This window comes from Alteromonas sp. BL110, assembly GCF_003443615.1.
Taxonomy (GTDB): Bacteria; Pseudomonadota; Gammaproteobacteria; order Enterobacterales; family Alteromonadaceae; genus Alteromonas.
In genome coordinates, this window is the sequence record NZ_CP031967.1 from 3,722,931 (window position 1) to 3,746,459 (window position 23,529).

The following is a 23,529-nucleotide window of genomic DNA, read 5'->3' on the forward strand; positions in this document are numbered from 1 at the left end:
CATCTTATTTTAGTGTAGAGCAATTATCCTTCTAGAGTAACTTTTTCAATATTCTAAAACATTAATGGTTTTTAAGGCTGCAGCATTGTTTGAATTTCTTGTTGCTACCGCAAACGCATAGGAGGTTTCTTCCGTACTTAATTTTTCCGCAGTCGTCGTGTAGTACACCGTCGTGATAACGCCACTTACCGTCTTCAATATTAAAATTTGACGTTTCGTGAAGCTGATACATGCTTTTATTTTCAAAGTAGTAAGCAGTGAATTCAACGACGGCAGTATTGGGCTTGGCGATGGACTTTAAATTAGGCTCAGAGATAGGCTCGGCGTCGGTCAGCGCTTCGACTTTAGCGGGAACATGTACAGAATTGTCTATCGAACTAGCTTCAGTGCTGCCGATCGAGTTACCCACCAAGCTATCTTTGGAGTTAGTCGCTAGAGTGGGGTGTACTTTCAACGCAAACCATGTCGCACCTTGTGCACTTTGAACCAAATCTTCTACACAAAGATCTTGCTGTTTTTCTTTGGTGTAGGTTTCCAAAATGTATTGATAATGCGCTGTAGCGTAAGCTGAAAATCGTGAGCGCATAAGTTGCTCTGCAGAACTAGGGTTTTTAACGCCCTTAATAAAAGGTTCGCAGCATTCGTTGAAGGGCTTTGAAGAGCAACAGTAACAGCGCATAAGACAACTCGCAATTTAAGAGAATTACAAAGCGCTACAGTATAAATAGAAGTGGCGTTAGCCCCAACTTTTTTAAACGTAAATGTTGCCGATATTCAAAGAATCCGTGGCGGTCCGTGCCTAAGGGTACATGTTAAAGAGTCCACACCAAAGAGCGGTGTGAGAATATATGTTTAGACTTTGCTAACGGCTCTCTATTCAAGCAAAAGCAAGATTTAAGCATAAACAGGCTTTGTATCACCAAGGGCCTAATGCAACGTTTTGTTCGTCATTAATGCTGTTAACACGCACATTCACTAGGCTGACAGAGTACAGCTCACAAAGCTTTCTAATCATTTCACTGTCTGTTGGTTGAAGGTCTAAATCGATGTTTTCTACATAAAGCGTTTTACACTGACCGCCCGTAATAAGCTTACTGATCCATTCTGGTATCTTCTCTTTTACGGGCTTTTGTATACGAATAGCGTGATCAACGTTTTTTGAAAACGACACCGTATTTGAAAGCAGATAATTCCAACCTTTGTTGTTACTTCCTTTTCCATTACCTTGTTTTTCGCCAGGAAACCCTTCAATCGGCAAAGGTAGTTGAACAACATTTGAAACCGAAGCGCGCAAAGCATTAAATCGTGAAACTGAAGATGTGTTCATAGTAAAACCCTTTATGCATTTGCCCTAAAGTTCATAATTCGAACCTCGGGAATACTGTTATTAATTATTACTGTTTACATATACAGTGTGTATGCGTATACAGTATTCATAAAAGAGGGTTTTGGCAAGTATTTAGTTGTACTTTTTTCACACAAATTGGCGCTTCCTCAGTAACTATATAAAAGATAATGGTTTTTTTGTTCTATCGAATTCTGAAGGAAGTATTCATACTCCGATTAAGGTAAGATGCGCGCGAATTTTACATAGAAAACTACTGTATAAAGCTGGAGGAGCGTTGAGCGCATTAATACATTTAGGCTACTTGGGGATGTTCTTATCGGCATTTTTGGCTGCCACTATATTGCCTTTTAGTTCTGAAATTGTGCTTAGTGCTTTATACAGTAATGGGTTGAGCTGGGTGTTGTTGCTTGTTGTTGCTTCGTTAGGAAATGTACTGGGCTCGGTAGTGAATTATGCATTGGGCTTCAGGTTCGGAAAAGAAATTGCGACGCATAAGTTAAAAGTAAGCGAAGCGGCGTTTAATCGTGCAAGCCACACCTTTACAAAGTGGGGGAAGTGGAGCTTGTTTTTATGCTGGGTACCTATTATTGGAGACCCTATAACGCTAGTAGCAGGTGTACTGAGAAGCCCGCTTTGGTTTTTTATCCTCGCGGTAACTATTAGCAAAACAGCGCGTTATGCTGCGCTGCTTTATGTACTTAATTGAATGTTTTTCGGCTTTAGTTTTCTCACGCCACTGCGTTTTTGTCTCTCGACTTCTTTTGGCTTTTTTTTCGGTACAATACATACCACTGCTTCATTCTTGGGCTCATTAATATCAGTCCAACCATCCAATACCAAACCGGCTCTTGCCAAAAAGTTTTTTGCGACCAACTGAAATGCAGTAGTGCAAGGGGCAGTATCAAGTAAATGCTGTTATGAAGCTTTTGCCATTTTCTACCCATGTTGCGCTGGATGCGCTTAAACGACGTAGCCGTAAGTGCTAAAAGAAGAAGTAGTGCCGCCATGCCAACAATAATATAAGGCCTGCTTACTATCTCGCTAGCAATTAATGCCATATCAAGCTGAAGCTCAAACAAAATGTAAGTGAGCAGGTGTGCAATGGCGTACACAAAGGTGTATACGCCAATCATACGTCTGAATTGCATCGGTTCAGGGCTAGGGAGCCACTTAGCAAGTGGGCTAAGAGTAAGTGTTAGTAAAAGAAAGTGTATTGCCCAGGTTCCGGTTTCGTTGATGAGCGTGTTTACAGGGTCTGGACCAAGCTGATCGGTTATCCCTGCAAAAAACAACCAAGCGATGTAGCCTAATGCGAAAAGGTGAATAAGACCTTTTAGGCCACGACGTTGCCAGATAGAGAATCGAAACGGTTTTTTTCTTAGCGTCATTAATCGTACAACTTAATAAGAGAACGGAAAATAGGGGCAATTGCTTTAAGGTGGGGAGCGGTTAAATTACATCTGGTCCCCCACTAGCAAAGAATTTTACTCATTAATAATAACGGGATAAATCCATATCTTTGTACAATGGCGCAACTTCGGTATAGCCGTTAAACATTTGGGTGTCGATGCGATTTCTAGCGAGTAGCCCACCTGTGGTTATTCTTCGTTCACTGGACTGACTCCATCTAGGGTGTGATACGTTTGGGTTTACGTTGGCGTAAAAACCATATTCATTGGCGGCCAGTCTATTCCAGGTGGTAGGGGGCTTCTTGTCGGTAAGGCGAATTCTTACAATAGACTTAATACTCTTAAAGCCGTATTTCCACGGTACAACAAGTCTGATAGGTGCGCCGTTTTGAGGCGGCAAGGTTTTCCCGTAAAGGCCAACCGACATAAGCGTTAACGGGTGCATGGCTTCATCAAGTCGCAAGCCTTCTACATATGGGTAATCAATACCGCCACCGGTAAAGCGATTTCGTTGTCCAGGCATTTGCTCAGGGTCATATAAAGTTTCAAATGCTACATATTTGGCTGACATCAACGGATCGGCTTGTTTTAATAACGCCCCTAACTCAAACCCAATCCAAGGCACCACCATCGACCATGCTTCAACACAGCGCAAACGGTAAATGCGCTCTTCTAAGGGAAAGCGTTTGGTTAAGGCATCGTGATCAAGTTCAAGAGGGTTTTTCACCATGCCATCAACTTTTAACGTCCACGGATTGGTTTGAAATCCAGTCGCATTCTTGGCTGGCGCATCTTTAGAGGTACCAAACTCATAAAAATTGTTGTAGCTGGTGACTTTATCTTCAGGCGTTCGGGTTTCCGCTATTTGAAATTTAGATGGTTGGCTAAACTCAAGCGCTTTCCCCTTAAACGCAGCTTTTTCTTCCTCATCTTCCCAAAACCAACCTGCAGCACCTGCTGACTTTGCTAACAGTGTGGACGCGCCCACAAAGCCCATAGATTTGAGCAATGAACGACGATTCATATAAACGTTTTCACTGGTTACGTCATTGTCAGTTAATTTTACTGAGGATTTAAATGGTTTTGCCATCACTTTACCTTTATCTGCCGTTAAAAACGCCGTTTCTAAATGGGTTCTCTGTGTATGTTTGACACTTGAGAATGTTCTGGCGCGCATTAAGCTTTACTTAATGTCTTTACATATCTGGTAATACGAGCGCACAGTAATTAAGTTTTAGGTTCGTATTAAATTGGACCTTAAAACTTGGTATTAAATTTCAAGAAAATGCGGTGTTGTTACAATTCTTCGATTTTGACATGTTGTAATAATGGCAGTAGGGTTTAAATCAGACAAAAAAGTTGATGTTCACAGCGAAGGAAAGCACCCTATGAGAGTATTTTCGGCAATCGTGTTTGTCTTGTGCGTACATGTGGCAAATATCAGTTGGGCTAACGAATTATCCAACATCGATGCATTTCCTTTCATCGAGCGTAGTTCAGATAAAGGTGCAGCCCTATATTACTCCATTATTTCGGGCACCCCAAATCAAAGCGAAGCTTCTACGCTTAGTGCAATTGAAAACATATTAACTGACCCCAACGTGCAATTGCCCGATATGGTAGTAGCTTCACTCGGTCTTCAATTTTTATCAGCGAACATCGCTAACGGTACTTCTCCACTTTTGCTGGAAGATATATCCGACCTGTATGAAAAAGCCAAAGCAAATTTAAAGAACGATAGGTTGCAGCGTCGAAACTTTTTAAGCTGCATGCTTTATGGGAATAAAAAAGTAAAATACACCCTTAAAGCGTTGGACACTTTGGTTGATGCAAATGATGAATATTTTAATCAAGTCCAAATGAGGCACTTTAGAGAAACAGACCACCTAACGCGAAGTTTAGCCGCTCAAATGTACGGGATGGTTACCAGAGAAACAGTTTTCATGGCGAAAACACATCGCGCAATTCTTAACTTTCACAAACGCTATCCCGAAAGCGTATTAGATGAGCGCATTGATGTTGCCCTGCTATTGCGAAACTTGGCCGTTGGCTATAATCAAATGCGTGCCCAATCCCTCGAGTTGACTACGAAGCGCTTGATCAAACAACTTGAAAATGAAGGTGTAATACCAGCAGCATCGCTAACAAACAGAGTGTACAGCAATATTGAAATTGAGCACCTTCCTTGGTTAGCAAGTACGACTACTCATTTGTAAGTTAAGCCCAACGCTATTTCTAGAAACAAATATTGCTGCATGATTGGCAAATTAGTCGCTTAGTTTACATATGCAAACTATCTTGAATACCGCCTTGTTTTGGTGAAAAGATATTGCTGTACAAGCGAGAGGCGAATTCGTCGGTCATGCCAGATATATAGTCGGCGAGAACGCGCATTCCATTGTCGTTCTCACAGGCCTTACGCCAGCGGACTTGGGTATTTTCGGGAAGTAAACGGTCAGGATCTGATGCAAAAGCTTCAAAAAGCTCCATAACCACCAGCTGCCCTTTGTATTCAAGAAGCTGCACATCGGGGCGGCGTATTACCTTGTTAAACACAAAGCGTTTGAAAAGCTCTAGGGCGTGCGCAAATTTTTCAGGCATTACTGCGTTAAACGCAAGTAGCGGATGAGCGAATCCCTCCACGCCTTTTATTTCAATAGCTGTAATAAAGCTATTTACCAATGCACCAATGGCATTCTTTCTTTCGTGATGTGCTGCACTGAACAGTTTGTTAGTTAATGTTTCAATGTTCTTTGAAAGCCACTTCACATCAAGCGCTGCAAGTGGTTCGGTTACATCAACTACAAATTGATCTTTGTCGACCATATCCATAACTATGGCATCTTCTAAATCGTGAATGCCATAGGCGATATCGTCAGATAATTCCATAATTGAACAGTCAAACGACTTAAATCGAGTTTTGCTGTGGGAATTCGGTTTTGCAGTAAACTGCATGAATGCATCTTTATCTTCATTGCTAAATGGCGCAAGTAACCAGTCGAATAAAGGTTCGTCGCAACGAAATAGCCCCTTCGGCGGATGCCAGTCATGAGCTTTAACCTGTCGAAGCGAAAGCGGACGTTCAGGCGAGGGGCTTTTACTATGAAGGGCATCAATAAAGTTCGGATATTTAACCAAGCCTAATACGCTTCTTCTACACAAATTCATGCCGTGTTCGGCGGTGTAGGGCTCTAGTTGAGTGATGATCCTAAAAGTTTGGCCGTTTCCTTCATACCCGCCGTATTGGTGCATCATATAATTGAGCGCAATTTCACCGCCATGACCAAAAGGTGGGTGACCAATATCGTGAGCCAAGCAGAGGGTTTCGATTAGCGTAGGGTCAAGTGCCAACGTATTGGCAATATCTGGAAATTTCACCCAAAGCTGAGCCGTTATTCCCGTGCCAATTTGGGCGGCTTCTAGAGAGTGTGTAAGTCGCGTGCGATAGAAGTCGCTTAGCCCCACGCCAAGCACTTGGGTCTTCGCCTGCAACCTGCGAAACGCCGCGCTGTGAAGCACGCGTGCTTTATCACGTTGATATGGATTACGATGATCGCCGTCCCTTGTTTCGCTACGGGGTAAACGACGCTCGTGTAATGCTAATTCCCATTCACTTGTTGCCAAAAAAACCTCGCTGCCATGCTATTTTCGCTATTTATGTTTCGTCAGTATAGTAATTCGTGGGCGGTGAATCGCCTTACTTACATATCGTCTTGCGTAATTTCATCAAGACTTAGAGAAAAGCTTGGTACGTAGCGCGTTAAGAAGTAGTCCACTTCTTCAGAGTGATATTCTTTTAGCGTTTTATCTAGTCTCTTTTTAGCTAGCTTAAACTCTTGATTGCCAGCAGCCAGTTCTTCGAGCGTTTTAAGGTAGGCACAAAGCACATCGGCAGCTTTCACAATAAAAGCTTCTTCTTCACTATGGTAGTGATGATCAATCAGTGCTGCATAGTCTTCACGAAACGCTTCAGGCGCCATTTCAATAAGCTTATTCTCTGCAATTTTCTCTATTTTTTTATATTCTTCTTTGATCGCTGGATTGAAGTATTTCACTGGGGTAGGGAGGTCTCCCGTCAGTACCTCAGACACATCGTGAAATATTGCCATGGTAGCTATGCGGTCAGGGTTTAACGTGCCGCCAAAAAACTTATTTTTAATTAAAGCAAGGGCGTGGGCAACCATGGCCACCTGCAAACTATGCTCCTGCACATTTTCTGTGCGCACATTATGCATTAGCGGCCAGCGATTAATAAGCTTTAAACGCGCTAAATGAGCAAAAAAGTGACTTCTATCAGACACGTTACGCCCCTTGCTTATACGTTCTAAAGAAGTTGCCAATACGATGCAGTGCAGGCACTAATACATCGCTGTGCGGTAAAAATACTAATCGGAAGTACGTGCCTTCCGTCAGATTAAAGGCGCGACCGTGCACCAGCAGAATTTTTTCGGAACTCAATAAATCCAGCACCATTTGTTCATCGTTTTGAATGTTGAATTTCTTTTCATCCACCTTGGCAAAACAGTACATTGCTCCCTTGGGCTTAACGCAAGAAATACCATCAATACCGTTAAGCATATCTGTGGTTACGTCGCGCTGAATGCGTAGTCGGCCATTTTCATTAACTAGGTCGTTAATACTTTGATAGCCACCAAGCGCAGTTTGAATAGCACTTTGACACGGTACGTTTGCGCACATACGCATAGAAGATAATATATTAAGCCCATCGATATAATCGGTAGCAAGACGTTTATTCCCGCTGACAACAAGCCAACCTGACCGAAAGCCCGCTACGCGATAATTTTTGCTCAATCCGCCAAAGGTAACGAAAAATACATCGTCAGCCAGTGAAGCAATGCTGGTGTGCTTTGCTTCGTCGTAAAGAATCTTGTCGTAAATCTCGTCGCTAAATACGACTAAGCCGTGTTCGCGGGCGACCTCAACCACGTCTTGCAGGAGGGCTTTGTCGTAGACTGCACCGGTAGGGTTGTTAGGGTTAATCAATACGATCGCGCGAGTTTTACTGGTGATTTTACTTTTTATATCGTCAATATCGGGGAACCAGCCCGCTTGCTCGTCGCAGCGATAGTGAACTGGTGAGCCTGATGATAAACTTACTGCGGCTGTCCAAAGCGGGTAGTCAGGACTTGGAATAAGTACTTCATCGCCATGATTAAGTAACGCCTGCATTGCCATCATGATTAGCTCAGATACACCATTACCAATATAAACATCGTCTACACGAATGTCTTTAATGTTGCGCTGTTGATAATACTGCATCACGGCCACGCGGGCGGCATAAATTCCTGTCGAGTCTGAATATCCTTGAGACGTAGGCAGGTTATGTATAACGTCTTTTACGATATCGTCAGGAGCTTCAAATCCAAATGGGGCAGGGTTACCTATATTCAGCTTTAATATACGGTGACCTTCGTCTTCCATTTTGCGTGCTTGCGCAGCGATTGGGCCTCTAATGTCGTAACAAACGTTATCTAATTTATGTGAGCGAGATACAGTTTTCATGGTCTATCTGGTTGATTTACATACCCTGAGATTATCGCAATACAAAGCCATATGCGATGGCCTTTTTGCAGTATTTCCTCTTTAAGTACCACTTTTTTTATCAAGTGACTATTTATTGAACATATAACGAGATAAATATTTCTATTGTCACTTAAGTATAAAATTTATGTTAATAGCTTGTGAACTTTTCGTTCAGCGCCTATCGTAATAGTAAGGCGTGTATAAAAAACGCGTTAGTAACAAACAGGCTAACAAGCAGAGGTGATAAGAATATGTCCCACCATTTCAAAGAAACACCAGAGAATGCGATCACGCAAAGTGGTATAGCACGCGTTATTCCCTGTAAAGAATTAGACGTCGGCGACCCAATAAAGTGGTTGTCACTGGCATTAAGAGACGCCATGCGCGCACCTGGTCTCACCTTATTTTATGGCGTGCTTTTCGCGGTAATTCCTTGGTTTATTATGTACTTGGTTGAAATGACGGGTTGGCACTTGGTTATTCTACCCGCCATTGTGTGTTTCATGTTGTTAGGGCCATTTCTGGCCGCTGGCCTTTACGATGTAAGCTGGGAAATGGAGAAAGGCCATAAGCCTTCACTTCGTCACTCACTGCGCGCAATGCGAAGAAACGCGTTTAACGAGTGGGGCTTTGCCATACTACTTATGGTAATGATGATATTTTGGTTGCGTGTTGCATCGCTCATCCATGCACTTTATCCGCCTTATATAGAGAACGATTTAGAAAGCTTATTACCGTTTTTAGTGCTAGGCACAATTGTTGGTGCGGGGTTTACACTGGCAATGCTATTCATCACGGCGTTTACTCAACCTATTTTGATGGAGCGTAAAGTAGACCTTGCTACTGCAGTGCTTACCAGTGTGAATGCGGTGTGGTTAAATAAGATACCCATGCTCATTTGGGGAGCCATTATTTTCTCTACAGTAGCAATTGGCTATGTAACCGGTTTTGTGGGTTTCATCGTGCTAATGCCAATTATCGGCTATGCTTCATGGCACGCTTACATTGATGCAATTGAGACTAAGCGCGTGCGTAAATATGAATAATTTGCGTCACATTGTGTAATTTAATTACGTAAAATCGTGTAAATTAGTATAATAAGTGAGCGGCAACATTATTAAATTTGTTAAAATTACACTTTTAAAGCCCCGAAAGGGGCTTTTTTATACTTAAGTCTTATACTTCTTTCTTCCTATAGATATATTGGCTAGATATATTAGTAATATGCAATTTATATTATTATAGTAAATTCAACGGCTTAGCATAGTAACAACAGCGTAACAACTTGATTTACCAAGCGTTTACCCAGGTTACACAATCATTCAACAGAAAATTTTTCATTCTTGATGCATAAATAAAGGGCGTTGAACAAATTGTTGATTCATTCAGCTTTGCTCAACTTAACTTATGAGTTTGCCACAAACTTGCGCAACACCCTTAACCACACATTGAGGATTTTAAAATGAAATTATCTAACTTACTTAAAGTTTTTGCAGCTACTGCGACTGTCGCTTTTAGTATCAATGCAAATGCAGCCACTGAGTCAAAAGACATTCGCTTCGTAGGCGAAACCCAGTTTGCAGGGTTTTGTAAAGCGATAGTCAACGATGACGTAAGAGTGCTTCGTTCGAGTCTTTCACGTAACGTAGGTCGTATTGGCGCTAGCCAACGTGAAGTATTGCGCATGGTAACGTCTGAAGAAGGTCTTACATGTAATGGAAGCAGCCTTATTAAGTTTTCTGAAGAGCGTCACGCAGATGCGGTACACGAATACTTGACGTCGCGAAGCTAAGGCGTTGGTTGTTGTAACGAGAAGTCCAGAAAAAGCGGGCTAGATATTATTTAAGGCCATACGTTATGACCTAAATGATAAAAACTAGACCCGCTTTTTGTCTTATTGCTCGTTTAACTATGCGTCTTAATTAGCGATTTTTATATACGTGGCTACACGGGCTTTACTGGTTTTAAATAAACGCTGCGTTTTAAACCTAAGCTTTAGCAGCAGCACGTAGGCAAGAGGAACTAAGAACAAACTGGTTAGCGTCGAGAATACCAACCCACCAATGATAGCTATTGCCATAGGTGAATAAGGGGGGCCATCGCCGCCAATGCGGGTACTGCCCATAGCCAGTGGTATAAGTCCTAATACTGTAGTGGCTACTGTCATCAAAATAGGTCTAATACGTGTAATACAGCCTTCAATTACTGCGTCATACAGCGATAGCCCCTCATTGACGAGTTGGTTTATCCTGTCTACCAATACAATGCCGTTGTTTACCACTATTCCCATCAGTATCAGCATGCCAATCATGCCCATAATAGACATAGACGTCCCTGTTACCATAAATGCCCAGAATACACCGGTGAAAGAAAACAGCAGTGATGTAATTACTGACGTTGGAAGTATCAGAGATTCAAATAGTGCAGCCATCACTACGTATATCATACAAAGTGCCAATAGCATGTTCATTTGCATGACGGCATTGGCTTCATCTTGTCGAGAGAAGCTGCCATCTAGTGTCCACTCATAACCTGTAGGCAGGTCAATGTTAGCTAATGCGTTCTCGATACGTTCTCGAGCTTGTTCTGTGGTGGTTTCACCTTCTAAATTTGCACCTATAGCTAGCGCTGTTTGGCGATAGTTTCGGTTTATTTGAGATAGTTGCGGCACCACAGAAAAATCTGCAATCATGTTCAGCGTTACCGACTGACCCTGCGTAAACCCTATGTTAATGTTCTTAAGTTCACTTAGTGAGGCTTGAATATCGCTACCAAATTTAAGCTGTACTGCTACTTCACCAGCGTCACCATAGCGAAATGTCCGTAAATTACTGCCCCGTAGTGCTGTAGAGATAAGTTTAGCTACGTCGTTGACCTGAATTCCTAAACGGTTTGCCTTCTCTCGGTCAATGCGAATCTGTACTTCATCTCGGGTAGAGCCGGTGTCGGCTTTTACATCTTCAAGTCCTTCAATGGTTGAAAGGATAGGAACGATTTGTTCTGAAATTGTCAGCAGGGTTTCTGATGATTCACCCAATAGTGTCACTCTTACGCCACCACCGTTGCCGCTATCCCATTGAAAAGATGGACGGGCTCGCACAAAAGAGGGCATGTCTTCACGTATATCCTCTTTAATTTTTCCTACACTGACGGGGAGGTCGTCATTAAGCGTAATTCCGCTCACCGCATGGCCGGCAGTAAAATAGGTATAAACCTGTTTGATATGAAAACGTTCTTGGTTTTCATAAAGGTAAGCTTCCATTTTATCTACGGTTTTTTCTACTTCTTCAAGGGTAAAATTCTGTGTTACGTGATAGTTAAGCCAAATACGCTCTTGGTTATTATTACCCTCATCATCTGAAGTAACCATTTGCATGGGCACAATGGTCGAGGCAAGGAGCAATAAAGCAATAACACAGGTTAAGCTTTGATGCTTCAACATCCAGTTAAGCGCTCGGCCATAGCCTTTGATATAAGTTGGCGCTTTAGGCTTTTTTACTACTGGAATTTTTACCTTTGTCGTCAGTAATGGGATAAGTGTTTTAGCTATGAATAGCGACGCGAACAGAGATATACAAATAGCCACGGCTACATGCTCTAAGAAAATAGTTACGTCTATTTTTACCCCAATAATATTGGGTAAAAATACAATGGCCGTGGTAGCCGTTCCGGCAATAACGGCAAGGCTGACTTTATTAACACCAATTTGTGTTGCACGTTTAACATTATTCTCTTGTTGGCGTTCTTGGAATACGCTTTCTGTGATTACGACGGCATTATCTACCAGCATACCTACCGCCAACATTAGGCCCATAAGGGACAGAATATTAAGGGTGTAACCCAATAAATACATTACGCCTAAGGCGATACAGATAGAAAACGGCACCGACAGCACCACAATCAAGGTCGTAGTAAGCTGGCGCAAAAATAGGTACAGTACAGCGACAGACAACAGGGCACCTAAAAGGCCAGCATTAAGCAAGTCGCTAAGCGATGATGTTACGCTTTTCGCAGTGTCGTCCATTACGAATAAACTAATACCTGTAAACTCAGGGTCTTCCTTGGCTTTTTCGATAACTTTCATCACCGCATCAGAAACTTCAACGAGGTTGCTGCCAGACTCGCGAAATACGTTAAAGCCTACCGCAAAGGTGCGATCTAGATGACGTCCTTCGTTGCGCTGAGGAAGTTCGTAGGTCACGCTGGCAATATCAGACAAGCGCACGCTGCGGGTAACCCACATGTTTTTAAAGTCGTTTACATCGGTAAATTCGCCAGTTGGGTTAACTAGGATTTTTTCACCATTGTTGTACATGTAGCCCGCGGTTAGCGAGAAATTTGCGCTTTGAAGCTGCTGCTCTAAACGGGTACCGTCTATTTGGTAGGCCGCCATTTTTTTAGGATCTAAGCGAATAGTAATTTGGCGCTTCATGGTGCCGTATAGCTCAACTTTCGATACACCCGGAACACGCTCTAGTGGGCGCTTAAGGTTACGTTCTAGCAAGTCATAAGCATTCGATAAGTCGCGGTCGCTCGATACGCGCAGTTGGAATATAGGCATATCATTGGTGTTAAATTTATACACCATGATCCGCTCTATATCGTCAGGAAGCTCGTGGCGAATAGCATCAATCTTTTCCCGCGCTTCAATGCTTTTAGCTTTAAGGTTTTCATCCCAGTCGAATTCCACAATGACCTCAGCCATATTGTCGTACGAGCGGGCCCTTAAGCGCTTTATCCCCGACATGGTAGCGACGGCCTCTTCAACCGGACGAGTGATCATGGTCTCAATTTCAACAGGTGTCGCATCAGGGTAGGGAATTTGCACTACCATTTCTGGAATATCAATACCGGGGAATTTTTCTAAAGGAAGTAAACGGCCAGATACAATACCGAACAGCAGCATAGACAAAAACAACATACCGATGGTAACAGGCTTATTTAACGCAAAGCGTGCAAGCCCAGCGCCTATACCTGCAATTTTTGAGAGGCGCGGCTGTGAAGCTATATCTGTTCGGCGTTGATTCGGATCATTTGTTTGACGCTTTTCAGTATTGGTTTCAGACCTGTTATTAGCGTTGTGGGAAGATGTACTCATAGTACACCTCCTTTTGACATTGCTTCTTCGTCACCAAAGCTTACTTTTTCACTAGAGTTATCTTTCACAGGCGCTTTCTTAACGTCGAACAGGCTGTAAAGCACTGGCAGTAAGATGAGGGTGAGCAAGCTTGCAAACAGAAGGCCGTAAATAACGGTGATAGCCATTGGCGTGCGAATTTCAGCACCTTCGCCAAAACCAAATGCCATAGGCAGTAATCCCAGTACCGTGGTTAGAGTTGTCATTACAATTGGGCGTAAGCGGGTCTTAGCAGCATCTAGTATAGCCGTGTCTTTATCTACCCCTTGGCGGCGCAATTGATTTATACGGTCAACTAATACAATAGCGTTATTCACGACAATTCCGCACAGCATAATTAAACCAATAAATACCACTACGTTAAGCGGTGTATTGGTAAGCCACAGGCCATATACGGAGCCCGCACCGGCAAGCGGCACTGCGAATAAAATAAGCAGTGGGTGCAGCAGCGACTCAAACTGCGAAGCCATAACCAAATACACCATGAACACAGCAAGTGCTAGGGCAAACTGTAGCGAACGGAAGCTGCTTTGCATGTCTTCACTTTGCCCTGCTACTGTTGCACTTAAAGATAGAGGAAGCTGGGTTTCATCAATAACTTTATTTGTTACGGCAACTGCTTCATCAAGCTTACCTTCGGCTAAGTTTGCCGATACCAATGCTACACGCTGCTGTCCAACGCGGGTGATTTCGCTGGGGCCTACGCTCATGTATACGTCTGCGACGGCACTTAAAGGAATAGGCTGCGCCGAGCCGGGGTTAACAACAATCGCTCGTATGCTCGCAATGTCATCACGCTGGTTTTCTTGTGTTCTTACCAGTACATCTACCTTTCTGTCTTCCACGCTATACTGCGTAGCGACACGGCCACCCACTTTCGCCGCAATAAGCTGGGAAACGGTAGACGCATCAAGCTCTAATCGAGCAAGTTTTGCGTGATGGAAAGCTATTTTAAGTTCTGGGTTTCCGTCCCGAATGTTGGTGGTAACGTCTGCAAAATTACTGTAACTGGCTAATTTAGTCGCAATGGCGTCGCTATGCTGCTGCAATTGATCAAGATCGTAGCCTGCAATTTCAATTTGAATAGGCGATGCAAAGCTAAATAGTTCTGGCTCTGAAAACCTTGCCTGAACCTGAGGTTTAAAGGCTAAATGATCGCGAAGCGCTTGTTTTACGGCGTCCATATCTTCAGCCGTCGCAGTAGGCTGCATCACAATGTTTAAGCGGCCCCAATGATCGCCACCTTGATTAGGCGCAGCGCTGATAAGGCTGCCCGTACCCGACATGGCATACGTGCGAAGCACCTTAGTATCGCTGCGAAGTACGCTGGTTTCGCCAACTTCGTCGTTATTTACCGCAACCGCTGCAAGCTCGCTGATAATAGCGTCGGTGCGTGCGAGAGGCGAGCCCGCGGGGAGAGTAACTTCCACCGAGAATTCTCCTTGAGATAGGGTTGGTATCAGCTCCATACCTAATCTTGGTACAAGCATTATCGCGCCAGCAGCAAGAATAAACGCAGTAGCTAACACCAGCGCTTTGGCTCTAAGGCTCACGCGCAGCAGTTTTTCATAAGCAGAAGCGAGAAGGTCAAATGCTTTATTAAATACCCAAATAAGTGGTTTAAAGGCAACGCCCAGTAGTTTGCTCACGATATGCCATGTACCAACTACCAAAGTCACTAAGGCAGCAGGTAAAAATACAAAGATAAGCCGGAATGCCCAACGAATTGGCAAGGTAATATAGTACATGGCTTTACCAAACACCGATGTAGGTGGGGTGGGTACTTGGGTAGTGAACACATCTTCGTGATCTAGCTGTTGCTTTTTCTTCTTGTGCGCCATCGCAGGGATAAGTGTCAGCGCGACAACAAGCGACGCCGCTAAAGCGAACGACACGGTCAACGCTTGGTCTTTAAACAACTGTCCTGCAATGCCTTCTACAAATATCAGCGGCACAAACACGGCCATAGTCGTCAGTGTTGAAGCCACAATTGCGCCAGAGACTTCTTTTGTACCTTCGCTGGCGGCAGACGCCTCTGTCTTATTGTTTTCTGTTGCCGATTTTTCGTCAGCTATAGCATTATCACTACCTGCTATTTTTAGTTTTTTGTGGCGATCGATGTTCTCAAGAACAACAATACTGTTATCTACCAATAACCCTACGGCAAGAGCGATGCCACCTAAGCTCATCATATTTAGGCTTATGTCGTTGGCATACATTAAATTGAAGGTAGCAATAACGGACACTGGAATAGAAACCGATATAATTACAGTGGTCCAAAAATCTTTCAGGAAAAGATACAGCACTAACATGGCTAAAATACCGCCCATTATTGCAGCTGATTTAACGTTATCTATGGCTTGCTTAATGAACACGCTTTGATCATAAATTTCGTTAAGCATATAATTTTCTGGAAGGTTATTATTTACTTCGTTTAACCGACCAGCCACTTTTTGCGCAACGTCAACTGCGTTAGCATCGCCTTCTTTATAGATGGCAATCTCAATGCCTTCACTACCATTAAAGCGTGTTACCACATCACGGTCTTTGTACGCATTTTCTACCGTAGCAATATCTTTAAGTTGAATGTTTCTGCCTTCAAAACGGCCAATGAAGAGGTTTTCGATATCACTAAGCGTTTCAAATTGATTCAAGGTTCTCACCAAGAACGCTTGGGCTGCGTTATCGATTCGTCCACCCGCCGCGTTAATATTTTCAGCTTTCACACGGTCGATAATACGCGATATAGGAATAGACAGTTGACTAGCTTTTTGCTGATCAATAAGTATATGAATTTCGTTTTCTAAACCTCCGCCAACGCGCACGGCAGCCACTCCTTCTACCGATTCAAGCGCACGTTTAACCTGCTGTTCACCGTACAAACGTAAGCGCTTCATTTGCGGTACGCTTAGCGTTGATGTGTCGCTCTGAGCGGTGAGGCCCAGTTTAATAACAGGGTCTAAACTTGGGTTAAAACGAAGAAGTCTTGGCTTTTCTATATCAAGGGGAAGCTGTAACACATCGAGTTTTTCGCGCACTTCTAAGCTCGCGAAATCCATGTCAGTACCCCACGAAAAAGAAAGCACCACGTCAGACTGACCTGCTCGCGATGTGGATGTGACTTTACGTACCCCTTTCACTACGCCTATGGCTTCTTCAATAGGTTTTGAAACCAGTTGTTCTACTTCGCCTGGTGCTGCACCGTCGTAGTCGGCGCGAATAGTGAGAGTAGGGTAGGATAAGTCAGGCAGTAAGTTAACTGACAGCCTGCCTAACGACACCATACCAAATAGCAATACCGCAAAAGTGAACATACTAACGGCAACAGGGCGCTTTACAGCAATATCTACAATACGCATTGTGTGAATTCCTTGTTAGGCCGAATTAGCTGTTTACGACTTCAACGGTAGCACTGTCTTTCAAATTCTGGTGGCCTGCAGTCACTACTTCTTCATTGCCGCTTAAACCGTTGGTAACTTCGATTACTTCGTTGTTTTCAAAGCCAGTAGAAATATTCACTTTTTTAACTTTGCCGTTATCGACAACGAATACGCTATGGCTATTGTCAATGGTGACTAAGGCTCTGCGGGGTAATAGGGTAGCGTTAGCGTGGGTCGCGTATTCAAGCGACACATCAGTAAACATGCCGGCTTTGAGCTTATTGTCTTCGTTAGGTACTTTTAAGGTCACTTTGAACGTGCCGGTGGTCGCGTCGATAACCGGACTAATACGCTGAACGCTCGCTATGATAGTTCTGTCGCCTAAAGCCGCCACAGTAAGTAGTGCACCTTGTCCAATCACTACGTTGGGTAACTCATTTTCAGGCAGATAAACTATGCCTTGAAGATTGCGCTGTTGAACGATATGAAACATTCTCTCCCGCTGAAATGATTCCGTTAAATTGCCTACTTTGGCATTCCTTTCTGCAATGTATCCATCAATCGGCGCCGTGATCGTAGCTTCTTTCAAATCAAGTTCAGCTAAGCGTACAGATGCTTTAGCTGATTCAAATTGCGAAGTGAGTTTGTCGTAAGTGTCATCGCTGATAAGCTTTTTAGAATAAACTTTATTAACCTTTTCTAGTTCGCTTTCAATGCCAGCTAAATCAGCCAATGCTTTTGACAAGTTCAGCTCGTAGCGGCGCTTATCAAGTTGGGCCAGTACCTGACCTTTTTCAACGTAATCACCTTCTTCTACGAAAATTTCTTCGATAATTCCAGACGCTCTCGCAACCACAAAAGCTTCTTCACGAGCTTCTAGTATAGCGGTTGTATCGTAAGTGGATGTAATGTCACCGGTAACAATGGTTTGAGTTTCAACAGGGATAGCAAAAATCGCTTCTTCAGTTTCGGAAGTATTGGCTTGGTCGTTAACGGCATCGGCATCTGAACACGCGGTCATCGAAAGAGTAAAGGCGATGATCCCGCTTCCAACGAGCAGTTTTAGCGATGTTGGTGAAAACGGAATTGAAGATCGTACTGATGAAAGAAAGGTGTTGCTGTGTGTTGTATATTCCATGGTCAATAACCCTAACGTAATTATCGTTATATAATAATGACCATATACAGCAGCTAATATGCCAAAGTCGTTAACATATGTTAAATCTCAATATTTTCAATATGTTATAAGTGAGAAATGCAGTTTAAACAAAAAAGCCAACCTAATTGGTTGGCTTTTTACGCTAATGCTTAGCGAGAATTGCTAATAAACGGTGAGTTCTACAATAGTCTATTAAACCAAAGTATAGCTTGTGGTGATCTCAACATTACCCGTTAACATCAGCATGACGGAACAGTATTTTTCTGCCGACAACTGCACAGAACGGGCAAGAGCCTTTTCGCTAATGCCTTCACCTGACACCGTGTAATGTGCGTGTATTTTAGTAAATACTCGAGGTGGCTCTTCAGCACGCTCAGCTTCCAATTCACAATTACAGGCTTCAATGTTAAAGCGGCCTTTTTTAAGAATATCTACCACGTCAACACTTGAACACGCACCAACTGCTAATAGTACTGACTCCATTGGAGATACGGCTTTACCGCTGCCGTCCATCACTGTTTTGTAGCCGCTGTCTGTTGTACCTGTAAAAGTTAAATCTTGATCCCAAGAAACACGTGCTTTCATTGTTTTTCCTAATGTCATAAGAATAAAAAAAGGAAGCTGCAATGCAGGCTAATTTAGCGCTTCAATGCAGCTGTGACATGTGCGTTTATTTGTTAAGGCGGACTGCATCTGGGCTAAACGAGATTTTCTTTTGCTTATATAACGCCCCTAACGCTTTTTTGTACGCCGCTTTACTCACGTTAAAATGAGAGTAGATGGCTTCTGGCGCACTCTTATCTGTTAGCGTTGAAATGCCTCCATGGGCTTCTAAATCATCTAAGATGGCTTGCTGAAGCGCATCTCGGCCACCTTTATCAACACGCTGAAGGGCAACATCGACTTTACCATCTTCGCGAATCGTTTTGATTATACCTTCAGTGGCTTGCCCAATTTTAAGCGGCTTAAAGGCGTCGCTGTGGAAAATCAGCCCTAAGCTTTTTTCGTTGATAACCACCTTAAAACCTAAATCAGTTTTGGCATAAACTAAGCACTCCACCGTATCGCCTTCATTGAGGTAGGCGCTAGTTTCCTTCAGAAAATAGTGAAGTTTGGTGGCCCCTAAAATACGCTGGGTTTTATCATCAAAAAAGGTGTGAACCACGTAATACATACCTGGATTAACAGGTTGTGCTTGGTAGTCGTCAGGCATTAATAGATCGTTGTCCAAGCCCCAGTCGAAGAATGCACCAAAATTTGTAGCAGACACCGCTTTAAGTACCTTGGTTTCGCCAACTTGAATTAGTGGTTTCTTCGCAGTGGCATAAAGATCGCCGCGCTGATCCGTGGCTACAAATACGTCTATCTGCTGGCCTTCGGTAAGCGAAGTCTCTACTTCGTCAATCGCAAGGGTAACCGTTTGCAGCTCTTCAGCATCATCTATTTCTATTACGCTGTCGTTTTCGTCGTTGTTTTCGACAAGTGGCGCTAAAGCGTAGCCAAAAGGGTATTGGGCTACCACGCGTAATGTATTAATTTTTCCAATATTTATCATCAGCACTGACTTTTTAAAAAGAACAGGTAACATGATACTGGAATGAAGGTAAGAGCTAAACCATTATGAAGTTAAATTGCGATTTAGGTGAAAGTTTTGGCGCGTGGTCTATGCCAGTGGAATCGGCCATTATGGCGGAAATTGATCAGGCAAACATTGCGTGCGGCTTTCACGCTGGCGACCCATTAGTCATGAAGCAGGCTATTTTGTTAGCCAAACAGCATGATGTAGCCATTGGCGCCCATCCGGCTTATCCAGATCTACAAGGCTTTGGCCGCAGAAGTATGGCGATTCCCGCTGACGAACTTAAGGCTATGATTCAATATCAGGTTAGTGCCTTAAGGGGTATGGCAAAGATTTGTGGTGCTAAAGTCAGCTATGTAAAGCCTCACGGTGCATTGTACAACGACATGATGAAAGATACTGCTATCATGAAAACAGTAATGCATAGCATAGCTGAAATAAACGAACAGTCTTCACATACGCCCCTTGCGTTAATGGTGCAGGCTACTTCGCAAAATGCGGCGCTTAAAGAAGCGGCGCAACATTGGGGGCTACCTTTGTATTTCGAAGCGTTTTCAGACAGACGGTATACTGATGAAGGCTTACTGCAATCTCGCACTGTAGAAGGTGCCGTGCTAAACGAAAGTGACGCTCTGCTTCAAGCTAAACAGCTTATTTCATCGGGAACGGTAACGACAGCGTCGGGCGCAACACTTGCAGTAGAAGCTGACTCTTTGTGTGTACATGGTGATACTAAAGGGGCGGTAAGTATTGCAAGTAAAATCAGAACATTTCTATAAACCTGCCATATAAAAAACACAATTTAAAAGAACAATACACAGGGCTATTAACCTTTGTTGTACCAAGCGTCGAATACCTAAAGCGCAACACAACTCGTAATGGCCAGTGAGACAACAAGGACAGTAGATGCAAGCTTTCGGTTGTATTAAACGAATAGTTACAGCAAGTGCAGACGCCATCATCTTGTATTTTGATGGCGCAAATTTGGATGACGCGAATAATGCCTGCCACAACATGTTGGCAGCTATTGATAGTAACAAGAGTAGAAATTCATGGTGCTGGTTACGCGAATGCGTGCCTTCCTACGACAGTTTGTTAATTGTTTTTGATATGGCACTAATTGATAGCCACGGTGTATACCGTGCCTTAAGCAATTTAGGCGCTGAAGGCATAAATCAGCAAACGGAATCAATACAATTTAACAGAAACGAAAGTAGCGCAGTGATTGAAATCCCTGTGTGGTATGGCGCGCCAAATGCCAGTGATTTAAGTGTAGTGAGTAAGAAAACGTCGCTGTCTATTGAAGAAGTTATCGAATTGCACACTAGCATAACTTATAAAGTATACGCAGTGGGTTTCTCTCCAGGCTTCGCCTATATGGGGGATATTCCAGAAGCGCTGAGCTGTGCGCGGCTTGGCACACCGCGTAAACGCGTTCCCAAAGGTGCGGTCGCAATAGCTGATAGGCAAACCGCTGTCTACCCCAGTGAATCACCGGGGGGATGGAATTTATTGGGGCTTACGGCATTTGACATGCTTGTTCATAGCGATGAGCACAGTGAGTCGCGGTTAAAAGCGGGTGACGCCGTTAAGTTTGTTTCGGTTACTGAACAGGAATACAAAGCAGGATTGCAGGTTGAACTATGAAAATTGAAGTGCTCAGTAAAGGGTTATTTAGCCTTATTATTGATAGCGGAAGAGTAGGGCGACAACGGGATGGTTTTTGTGAATCAGGCCCTATGGACAGCAACGCCTATGATTGGGCTAATTTTCTCGCCTTTAACCTTGATGGCACGCCCTGCATTGAAGCCATTGGCGAAATGCGACTGCGGGTTGAAGAAGATTGCATAATTGCCGTTACTGGAAGGGAGCCCACCCTCAATATAGATGGAAGTGCTAGAGAGCCTTATCATAGCCAAAAGGCAACCGCAGGGTCTGTAATCACATTTTCAAGTGGGTTACTGGGTAGCAAAGCTTATTTAGCCATAGGCGGAAACTGGCAAGTACCAAAAGCCGTAGGGAGTGCTTGTACAGTAGTACGTGAGCAGCTGGGTGGGTTAAATGGTCAAGGCAGCGCCTTAAAAGACGGCGATTTAATCGAGGTTTTAGCTAACACCAGAAAACAAGACAAGGCTAAAATGCGCAGGCTTCCACATCAGCACATTGATGACTATGGCTTCATAGAGTCTATACGCGTGATCCCTGGTTATCAGTTTTCAAGCTTTAACAAAGTTGCGTTACGTACTTTTGAATCCAGTAGCTACACGGTTTCATCATCTATAGACCGAATGGGGTATAGACTTACCGGTGAATCAGTTACCGCCGATATAGAAAATATGCGTTCTGAGGCAATTCACTTGGGCGCCATTCAGGTGCCTGGTGATGGGCAGCCAATTGTGATGATGCGCGACAGGCAAACACTGGGAGGCTACCCTAAACTTGGCTGTGTAAGCCCCTGTGATATAAGTCGCTTAGCCCAAGCCGTGCCAGGTGAAGAAGTGAATTTCGTATTTCAAAACGAAGAAGAAGCAAGGGCGGATTGGCTACTGATGACAAGTAGGCGTCGTCGATTACAAGGAGAAATATTGTGACAATTGCGTTTTTAAATGGTGAGTATATGCCTCTTTCTGAGGCTAGGATTTCTCCGATGGATAGAGGCTTCCTTTTTGGAGACGGTATTTATGAAGTCATTCCAACCTATTCAGGTAAATCAGTAGGGTTTAAAGGGCACACGTCTCGCATGTCGCAGGGCCTTAAAGCTATCGAAATTGCTAACCCGTTTACGACAGAAGAATGGCAAACCATTTTGCTCAGCTTGGTTGAGAAAAACAAAGCATTTATAGAAAGCGGAAATATTGGTGTTTATTTCCATGTAAGTCGTGGCGCCGATACAAAGCGTTTTCATGCATACCCGAAGAATATAGCACCTACCGTATTTGGATTCGCTTTTGAAATAGCGCCCCCTCAGCCTACTGCTAAGACTGATGCTAAGCCTTTCAAAGTAGCGCTTCAGCAGGATAAAAGATGGCAACGCTGCCATATCAAATCTACATCCTTGTTAGGCAATGTAATGCACTATCAGGCAGGCGTTGACGCAGGTGTTAACGAAACTATTTTGTACAACAGCGAAGGAATGATAACCGAGGCGAGTTCATGTAACGTATTTATGGTGAAAGACGGGTGTATTTTTACACCGCCATTAAACCATGAGCTTCTTCCCGGTATTACTCGCGCCATAGCAATTGAAGCATTCAAACAGGCCGGCTTAGTGGTAACAGAAACCTGGTTCAGTAAAGACGAATTACTAGAAGCAGATGAGGTTTGGCTAACGTCTTCAAGCAAAGAAGTTGCCCCGGTAGTTGAAATAGAAGGAAAGCAGATAGGCTCAGGAGAAGTAGGAGATGTTTGGGAAAAGGCAATCAATGCCTATCATGCATATAAATTCCAAGCCTAATAAATATAAAAAGCCCGCTTTAAAGCGGGCTTATTACTAACAGTAATAGGGCTACCTATTCAGAAACGCTGTCACAGTTACCATCTGTGCACTCACCATATAGGTAAAGACTATGGTGCGTCAGCTTAATTTTATGCTGCTTAGCAATCATTTCCTGACGTTCTTCAATGATTTCATCCTCAAACTCAATCACTTTGCCACACTTTAAACACACAAGGTGGTCGTGGTGATCTTTATGACTGATTTCAAATACTGACTTCCCACCTTCAAAGTGATGGCGGTTAAGAATACCTGCATCATCAAATTGGTTTAATACCCGATACACGGTAGCAAGACCGATTTCTTCACCTTGTTCGATAAGGATCTTATAAACGTCTTCAGCGCTGATATGTTGGTTTTCTGGCTCTTGCAGAATTTGTAAAATTTTAAGGCGAGGCAGAGTAACTTTAAGCCCTGCTTTCTTCAATTCTTTATTTTGATCCATTACAGCCTACTAAGAACGAGTGAATAAGTATTTGG

21 protein-coding genes are annotated in these 23,529 nt (G+C 43.4%); 8 read left to right on the plus strand and 13 right to left on the minus strand.

Annotated features, from left to right (window positions below; genetic code table 11):
- Positions 1–61 precede the first annotated feature (61 nt).
- On the minus strand, positions 62–679 hold the full coding sequence (locus tag D1814_RS16105) for a YchJ family protein (RefSeq protein ID WP_118494289.1): 618 nt from the start codon (positions 677–679) through the stop codon (positions 62–64).
- Positions 680–916: 237 nt separating this feature from the next.
- A complete protein-coding gene (locus D1814_RS16110; protein ID WP_118494292.1) occupies positions 917–1,327 on the minus strand; it encodes a deoxyguanosinetriphosphate triphosphohydrolase in 411 nt (136 codons plus the stop codon).
- A gap of 328 nt (positions 1,328–1,655) precedes the next feature.
- Here D1814_RS16110 and D1814_RS16115 point away from each other — a divergent pair, with 328 nt between their 5' ends.
- A complete protein-coding gene (locus D1814_RS16115; RefSeq protein ID WP_118494297.1) occupies positions 1,656–2,054 on the plus strand; it encodes a YqaA family protein in 399 nt (132 codons plus the stop codon).
- A gap of 22 nt (positions 2,055–2,076) precedes the next feature.
- Here the strand turns inward: D1814_RS16115 and D1814_RS16120 are convergent, their stop codons facing one another.
- Both D1814_RS16120 and msrP read right to left on the minus strand, forming a co-directional pair.
- Positions 2,077–2,736 carry a sulfite oxidase heme-binding subunit YedZ gene (locus D1814_RS16120; protein WP_118494300.1) on the minus strand — a complete coding sequence of 220 codons (660 nt, stop codon included), beginning with the start codon at positions 2,734–2,736 and terminating at the stop codon, positions 2,077–2,079.
- A 103-nt stretch (positions 2,737–2,839) separates the two neighbouring features.
- Positions 2,840–3,847: a protein-methionine-sulfoxide reductase catalytic subunit MsrP gene (gene msrP, locus D1814_RS16125; RefSeq protein ID WP_118495417.1), complete on the minus strand. Its 1,008-nt coding sequence runs from the start codon at positions 3,845–3,847 to the stop codon at positions 2,840–2,842.
- A 298-nt stretch (positions 3,848–4,145) separates the two neighbouring features.
- Here msrP and D1814_RS16130 point away from each other — a divergent pair, with 298 nt between their 5' ends.
- Positions 4,146–4,973 carry a hypothetical protein gene (locus D1814_RS16130; protein WP_118494303.1) on the plus strand — a complete coding sequence of 276 codons (828 nt, stop codon included), beginning with the start codon at positions 4,146–4,148 and terminating at the stop codon, positions 4,971–4,973.
- A gap of 64 nt (positions 4,974–5,037) precedes the next feature.
- Here the strand turns inward: D1814_RS16130 and D1814_RS16135 are convergent, their stop codons facing one another.
- From D1814_RS16135 to D1814_RS16145, 3 genes are all read right to left on the minus strand, one after another.
- Complete coding sequence (locus D1814_RS16135) at positions 5,038–6,381, minus strand: anti-phage deoxyguanosine triphosphatase (protein WP_118494306.1); 1,344 nt, start codon at positions 6,379–6,381, stop codon at positions 5,038–5,040.
- 77 nt (positions 6,382–6,458) lie between these two features.
- Entirely contained in the window at positions 6,459–7,058 is a 600-nt protein-coding gene (gene yfbR / locus D1814_RS16140) for a 5'-deoxynucleotidase (RefSeq protein ID WP_025255477.1), read from the minus strand.
- Position 7,059: 1 nt separating this feature from the next.
- A complete protein-coding gene (locus D1814_RS16145; RefSeq protein ID WP_118494309.1) occupies positions 7,060–8,280 on the minus strand; it encodes a pyridoxal phosphate-dependent aminotransferase in 1,221 nt (406 codons plus the stop codon).
- A gap of 272 nt (positions 8,281–8,552) precedes the next feature.
- On the opposite strand from D1814_RS16145, the gene D1814_RS16150 reads away from it, so the two are divergent.
- Both D1814_RS16150 and D1814_RS16155 read left to right on the plus strand, forming a co-directional pair.
- The gene (locus tag D1814_RS16150; protein ID WP_118494312.1) at positions 8,553–9,347 is read left to right on the plus strand and encodes a DUF2189 domain-containing protein; all 795 of its coding nucleotides are present in this window, start codon (positions 8,553–8,555) and stop codon (positions 9,345–9,347) included.
- Positions 9,348–9,763: 416 nt separating this feature from the next.
- Positions 9,764–10,093 carry a DUF3718 domain-containing protein gene (locus D1814_RS16155; RefSeq protein ID WP_183037609.1) on the plus strand — a complete coding sequence of 110 codons (330 nt, stop codon included), beginning with the start codon at positions 9,764–9,766 and terminating at the stop codon, positions 10,091–10,093.
- 126 nt (positions 10,094–10,219) lie between these two features.
- On the opposite strand, the gene D1814_RS16160 is transcribed toward D1814_RS16155, so the two are convergent.
- The 5 genes from D1814_RS16160 to D1814_RS16180 form a co-directional block, all read right to left on the minus strand.
- Positions 10,220–13,399 carry an efflux RND transporter permease subunit gene (locus D1814_RS16160; protein WP_118494320.1) on the minus strand — a complete coding sequence of 1,060 codons (3,180 nt, stop codon included), beginning with the start codon at positions 13,397–13,399 and terminating at the stop codon, positions 10,220–10,222.
- Positions 13,396–16,797, minus strand: a complete 3,402-nt coding sequence (locus D1814_RS16165; RefSeq protein ID WP_118494323.1) for an efflux RND transporter permease subunit — start codon at positions 16,795–16,797, stop codon at positions 13,396–13,398. Before D1814_RS16165 ends, D1814_RS16160 begins: the two co-directional genes overlap by 4 nt.
- A gap of 25 nt (positions 16,798–16,822) precedes the next feature.
- Positions 16,823–17,956: an efflux RND transporter periplasmic adaptor subunit gene (locus tag D1814_RS16170; protein WP_118494326.1), complete on the minus strand. Its 1,134-nt coding sequence runs from the start codon at positions 17,954–17,956 to the stop codon at positions 16,823–16,825.
- 213 nt (positions 17,957–18,169) lie between these two features.
- The gene (locus D1814_RS16175) at positions 18,170–18,562 is read right to left on the minus strand and encodes an OsmC family protein (protein ID WP_118494329.1); all 393 of its coding nucleotides are present in this window, start codon (positions 18,560–18,562) and stop codon (positions 18,170–18,172) included.
- Positions 18,563–18,647: 85 nt separating this feature from the next.
- Entirely contained in the window at positions 18,648–19,532 is an 885-nt protein-coding gene (locus D1814_RS16180; protein WP_118494332.1) for a CvfB family protein, read from the minus strand.
- A gap of 65 nt (positions 19,533–19,597) precedes the next feature.
- Here D1814_RS16180 and D1814_RS16185 point away from each other — a divergent pair, with 65 nt between their 5' ends.
- The 4 genes from D1814_RS16185 (at position 19,598) to D1814_RS16200 (ending at position 23,010) form a co-directional block, all read left to right on the plus strand.
- Positions 19,598–20,335, plus strand: coding sequence for a 5-oxoprolinase subunit PxpA (locus tag D1814_RS16185; protein ID WP_118494335.1), 738 nt, complete (start codon positions 19,598–19,600; stop codon positions 20,333–20,335).
- Between the two features lie 127 nt (positions 20,336–20,462).
- Complete coding sequence (locus tag D1814_RS16190; protein WP_118494339.1) at positions 20,463–21,203, plus strand: 5-oxoprolinase subunit B family protein; 741 nt, start codon at positions 20,463–20,465, stop codon at positions 21,201–21,203.
- Positions 21,200–22,147 carry a biotin-dependent carboxyltransferase family protein gene (locus tag D1814_RS16195; protein WP_118494342.1) on the plus strand — a complete coding sequence of 316 codons (948 nt, stop codon included), beginning with the start codon at positions 21,200–21,202 and terminating at the stop codon, positions 22,145–22,147. Before D1814_RS16190 ends, D1814_RS16195 begins: the two co-directional genes overlap by 4 nt.
- Positions 22,144–23,010 carry a D-amino acid aminotransferase gene (locus D1814_RS16200; protein WP_118494345.1) on the plus strand — a complete coding sequence of 289 codons (867 nt, stop codon included), beginning with the start codon at positions 22,144–22,146 and terminating at the stop codon, positions 23,008–23,010. The genes D1814_RS16195 and D1814_RS16200 overlap by 4 nt, the downstream gene beginning before the upstream one ends.
- Before the next feature lie 55 nt (positions 23,011–23,065).
- On the opposite strand, the gene fur is transcribed toward D1814_RS16200, so the two are convergent.
- On the minus strand, positions 23,066–23,494 hold the full coding sequence (gene fur, locus D1814_RS16205; protein ID WP_118494348.1) for a ferric iron uptake transcriptional regulator: 429 nt from the start codon (positions 23,492–23,494) through the stop codon (positions 23,066–23,068).
- Positions 23,495–23,529 lie beyond the last annotated feature (35 nt).